This is a genomic window from Blautia sp. CAG:257 (assembly GCF_000433815.1).
Taxonomy (GTDB): domain Bacteria; phylum Bacillota; class Clostridia; order Lachnospirales; family Lachnospiraceae; genus Blautia_A; species Blautia_A caecimuris.
Genome location: NZ_HF999108.1, coordinates 54,288 through 58,612 on the forward strand (window position 1 = coordinate 54,288; position 4,325 = coordinate 58,612).

The following is a 4,325-nucleotide window of genomic DNA, read 5'->3' on the forward strand; positions in this document are numbered from 1 at the left end:
CGGTAGAGGATGAAAAGATCAAGGCGCAGATCATGCATGTGCTGGAACTGGAATTAAAAGACAATGTAAAAGCCCACATCCTTCAGCCTGACGGAACCTACGAAAAGCAGGACAGAAGAGGAAAACAGCCTGTGAATTCTCAGATGGAATTCTGCAGGGAAGCTCAGGAACTGTCAGGAAAAAAGAAAAAAGAGCAGAAAGAAAATTCCAGAGTGTTTATTCCGGCTGAGCCTTTAGAGGATTTTCAGGAGGAATAAAAAGCTTAAAGTACAGTTCGGGGGGACGAAAGGGAGACAGAAGGCAATGAGAAATACAAAGAAAACTTTTCTTGAAAGAAAGAATGTAATCATATCGTTCAGAAGATACGGAATTGACGCTATGAGCGCTATGGCGCTTGGTCTGTTTGCGTCGCTTCTGATCGGCACTATCATCAATACCATAGGACAGAATGTGGCGCCGGGAAGCATGATTTCCCAGAGTCTTCTGGAGATCGGCGGCTATGCCACTTCCGTCACCGGTCCTGTAATGGCTCTGGCTATCGGCCACGCGCTTATGGCGCCGCCTCTTGTGCTGTATTCACTGGCGGCAGTGGGAGCTGCCTGCAATGCTCTGGGCGGCTCCGGAGGACCCCTGGCTGTGTTTTTTTATTGGAATTATTGCCTGTGAAGTGGGAAAGCTGGTGTCCAAAGAAACAAAAATTGACATTATTGTGACCCCGGCGGTGACTATTATCACAGGCGGGGCTCTTGCAATTGTTTTTGCGCCCATGTTCAAGTCCGTCTGTGATGCGCTGGGAGTCTTTATTGGCTGGGCTACAAATCTTCAGCCGCTTCTGATGGGTATAGTGGTTTCTGCTGTGGTGGGAGCAGTTCTGACACTCCCTATCAGCTCAGCGGCAATCTGCGCAGCCATCGGCCTGGGCGGCGGAGCAGTTCTTTCCGGACTTGCCGACGGTACTGTGACAATGGAAATCTGGAACGGACTTTCTCTTGCAGGCGGAGCGGCGACCGCAGGCTGCTGCGCCCATATGCTGGGATATGCGGTGTTAAGCTTTCCGGATAACGGAATCGGCGGATTTGTGGCGCAGGGGCTTGGAACTTCCATGCTTCAGGTGCCGAATCTGATGAAAAAGCCTGTGCTGTGGATTCCGCCTACCATTACCGCGGCTGTTACAGGCGCTCTTTCTACCTGCGTGTTCCGGATGAGGAATAACGGGCCTGCAATATCTTCCGGTATGGGAACCTCCGGACTTGTGGGACCTATTGGAATCATAACAGGGTGGTCACAACTGCCAAAGGGATATGAAGCAGGCGCTTTCCAGTGGGCTGGAATGATTTTGATCTGTTTTGTGCTTCCGATCGTGATCACCTGGGCAATAGGAAAAGTGTTCCGGGCAAAAGGAATCATTAAACCGGGAGATCTGAAGATTGACATGGGCTGATCGAGTGAGAAAGGCACATGGGAGAAGAAGAGCTGTTGTCAGGGAAAATGTTTAAGTGATTGGTATAATGCAGAAGAATTGGTTCAGGATGTTATTAAGGAGAGAATGTATGAAGGTTTTGTACGGAGTTTTGCTTACGGTAGGACTTTGTTTTTGTGCGGCAGGAGCTGTAGGACATACTGCGGCCTGGGCTGCGGCAGCGTTATGTTTTTTTGCTGCCACAATGGTTGCTGTGGGACAGCGTAATAAGAGGTAAAGAGGATACAGGAAAGAATAAAAGTTTTTTAGAGTTATTATTAAAATCGGACAGGATTTGCGGAGGAGAGCAGAAATGCAGTATGAAAAAAGTGTATTGTTAAAGAATAATAAGAAATGTTGCATTCGAAATGCTGTTGGTGATGATGCGCAGGAGGTTTTAAATATTTTTCTCCTGACTCATGAGCAGACAGATTTTTTGGCATCCTACAGGGATGAGGCAACTTTTGACACAGCGTTTGAAAGGCAGTTTTTGGCGGACAGAGAGCACGCAGACAGAGAAGTTTATCTCTGCGCTGTCGTAGACGGACATATTGTCGGAACAGCGGGCGTAGACAGTATGGGATCAAACAAGATAAGACACCGTGCAGAATTAGAGGTTGCGGTTGATAAAGATTTTTGCGGCATTGGAATAGGCCGCGCGTTGATCGCAGCCTGCATAGATTGCGCAAAAAAAGCAGGCTATTCTCAATTGGAATTGGAGGTTGTAAGCGAAAACAGCCATGCAATTGCTTTGTATAAAAGTATGGGATTCGTGGAATTCGGTCGCAATCCAAGGGGCTTTTGCTCACGTTACCAGGGCTGGCAGGAATTAATTTCAATAAGACTGGAACTGGACTGAAAAATTAGAAGTTGTCAAAATTTTTCAAACAGCCTCATTGCATAGAAATGACGAACAGACTATCCTTAAAGTAGGAGGTGGCAGAAATGGCAAACGAAGATAAGAAAGATTTTAATGCTATGTTGCATGATAATAAGGATATGCCAAAATTTCAAATCATTACAGACCAGAAAAGCATTGAAAAATATGGTGGAAGTAAAATGTATTCTGCACCACCAATCGACTATGATAAGGTAATGAAAAAAAATTCCTTATGGAAAAGTGATTACTATTGGAAAGATACGAGAATACTTTGCGGAGTTGAGCGGTGCGGACTTTACAGAACCGATTACAGCAGGGATTTTTGTTTCTATCGTGGCATGGGCGAGCTATCAGCGTTCAGAAGATGAAACGCCTTATTGGAGAACATTGAAAGCGAATGGAGAACTCAATGCTAAATATCCAAATGGTATCGAAGCACAGAAAGAAAAATTAGAAGCAGAGGGACACACCATTATTCAAAAAGGGCGTAAAAATATACGATACTATGTAAAGGACTATGAAAACTCCCTCTTTGATTTGAAATAGGAAAATTTCAGTTTGTAACGCGGGTTTGAGGAACAGGAAGCTTTAATAATTAGCATATTATAAAAAGTAAGAGAGAGGATCTCTGAAACAAGAAGAGCTCCAGAGATATCTCTGGAGCTGGTGTTTGAGCATATTAATGAGTGCAGATATAAAAAAGACAGATACCTTATGACTGCCACAAAATTCCGCCGGTTTAAACCAGATGGAAAAGGCAGGGTGTTGTAAGATCTGTCTTTTTTATTTCTTATGTGACTTTTGAGTATTGTTTTTGAATTTTAAACATCTTTCTTTACAAAGTATCGTATAAAAATGCTGTGTTTACAGCAGGAGGATTACTGCAAAAACCAATATTGCGGCTATGATTCCCAAGAGAATCCAGTTTACGGCTTTCTGGGTTTTTGTTGTCTGCCTTCCGGGATCAGAAGCCCTGGTTTCAACAGGAGAGAAATTTTCCAGAAGCTTTTGGGCCTTTTCCTTATGGGCGGCAGAGACCATGATTTTGTCGCCGGAAACAGAGTCGCCAGTATAAAGCTCCTGAACTCCTCCCTGAATAGCTGCATAAATACCGTTTTCTTTCAGAAAAGAAAGCATTTGCTCCGCCTCAATACGGCTTTTTACTGTGGTAATACAGATCAGTTTTTCTTCCATAAAGCTCACTCCTCATCTGAATATTTTTGTTCCTGTTGTCTGTGTTTCCTCTCTGTCATGAAGTTCATAAGTCTCAGTGTGAAGAAGCAGAGAACCGTGATCCCTGTAAAAAAGAGAAGGACAGCAGTACTGATTTCTGCCTCTGGTCCGGCTTTTCTTCGGATAGCAAATACATAGAATACTGTAAACAGGGCGGAAAAGACTGTGCTTTCAAAAAGGCTGCGCAGGGGAGAGGGAGAGTTTTCCCGGCTGAGTCCTTTTTTTACGGAGCCGGAAAGGTATACAATTCCGCCTGCGGCTATTACTGCTGTTTCACCGATCACATTTTCCAGGCGGCCTGTGACAATAAGCTGCAGGATAATCGCAAGTGCGCAGACTCCATACATGACATAAAAACTGATAGATGCAATTTTTGTAGCTTCCTGTATTTGACGCTCGTCTAATTTCTGTTTCATGATTCACCTCCTGAAATGCGGAAAGGAAAATTTTTGTGATCAGGCTGTTTCCTTTCGGTATACGGTAACAGCTGATACTGGCTTCATACGTCCTCCCAGAACAGATCGTTAAGGGTTTTTCCCAGCTCCCGGCAGATGGCTGTGCATAACTTCAGAGAAGGATTGTAATCCCCGGCCTCCATCATTCCGATGGTCTGTCTGGTAACGCCGACTTTTTCTGCCAGTTCGATCTGAGAGAGTCCTTTTTCCATTCGTGCGAACTTCAGTTTCAGATTTTTCATCTGTTCCTCCTGTTCTGTTTGTTGCCTTTAGTATAATCCTGTATTCATAAAATGTC

At 44.4% G+C, this 4,325-nt stretch carries 5 protein-coding genes and 3 pseudogenes; 5 read left to right on the forward strand and 3 right to left on the reverse strand.

Features of this window, described 5'->3' with window-relative positions:
- The 5 genes and pseudogenes from QVP40_RS12140 to QVP40_RS12160 form a co-directional block, all read left to right on the forward strand.
- Positions 1–257: pseudogene (locus QVP40_RS12140) on the forward strand (RNA degradosome polyphosphate kinase); the annotation flags it as partial.
- 46 nt (positions 258–303) lie between these two features.
- Positions 304–1,441: pseudogene (locus QVP40_RS12145) on the forward strand (PTS transporter subunit IIC).
- Between the two features lie 109 nt (positions 1,442–1,550).
- Entirely contained in the window at positions 1,551–1,697 is a 147-nt protein-coding gene (locus QVP40_RS12150) for a hypothetical protein (protein ID WP_022068662.1), read from the forward strand.
- 75 nt (positions 1,698–1,772) lie between these two features.
- Positions 1,773–2,318: a GNAT family N-acetyltransferase gene (locus tag QVP40_RS12155; protein ID WP_022068663.1), complete on the forward strand. Its 546-nt coding sequence runs from the start codon at positions 1,773–1,775 to the stop codon at positions 2,316–2,318.
- Between the two features lie 86 nt (positions 2,319–2,404).
- Positions 2,405–2,885 (forward strand): annotated as a pseudogene (locus QVP40_RS12160) (MGMT family protein).
- A gap of 318 nt (positions 2,886–3,203) precedes the next feature.
- Here the strand turns inward: QVP40_RS12160 and QVP40_RS12165 are convergent.
- From QVP40_RS12165 to QVP40_RS12175, 3 genes are all read right to left on the reverse strand, one after another.
- Positions 3,204–3,533: a hypothetical protein gene (locus QVP40_RS12165; RefSeq protein WP_022068665.1), complete on the reverse strand. Its 330-nt coding sequence runs from the start codon at positions 3,531–3,533 to the stop codon at positions 3,204–3,206.
- Positions 3,534–3,538: 5 nt separating this feature from the next.
- Positions 3,539–3,988 carry a DUF6773 family protein gene (locus tag QVP40_RS12170; protein ID WP_022068666.1) on the reverse strand — a complete coding sequence of 150 codons (450 nt, stop codon included), beginning with the start codon at positions 3,986–3,988 and terminating at the stop codon, positions 3,539–3,541.
- Between the two features lie 83 nt (positions 3,989–4,071).
- The gene (locus tag QVP40_RS12175) at positions 4,072–4,269 is read right to left on the reverse strand and encodes a helix-turn-helix transcriptional regulator (RefSeq protein ID WP_022068667.1); all 198 of its coding nucleotides are present in this window, start codon (positions 4,267–4,269) and stop codon (positions 4,072–4,074) included.
- Between the last annotated feature and the right edge of the window lie 56 nt (positions 4,270–4,325).

Bases quoted from the DNA above. Each gene is read 5' to 3' on its own strand.
- QVP40_RS12150 (WP_022068662.1), top strand. From the start codon at position 1,551: ATGAAGGTTTTGTACGGAGTTTTGCTTACGGTAGGACTTTGTTTTTGT.
- QVP40_RS12155 (WP_022068663.1), top strand. From the start codon at position 1,773: ATGCAGTATGAAAAAAGTGTATTGTTAAAGAATAATAAGAAATGTTGC.
- QVP40_RS12165 (WP_022068665.1), bottom strand. From the start codon at position 3,533: ATGGAAGAAAAACTGATCTGTATTACCACAGTAAAAAGCCGTATTGAG.
- QVP40_RS12170 (WP_022068666.1), bottom strand. From the start codon at position 3,988: ATGAAACAGAAATTAGACGAGCGTCAAATACAGGAAGCTACAAAAATT.
- QVP40_RS12175 (WP_022068667.1), bottom strand. From the start codon at position 4,269: ATGAAAAATCTGAAACTGAAGTTCGCACGAATGGAAAAAGGACTCTCT.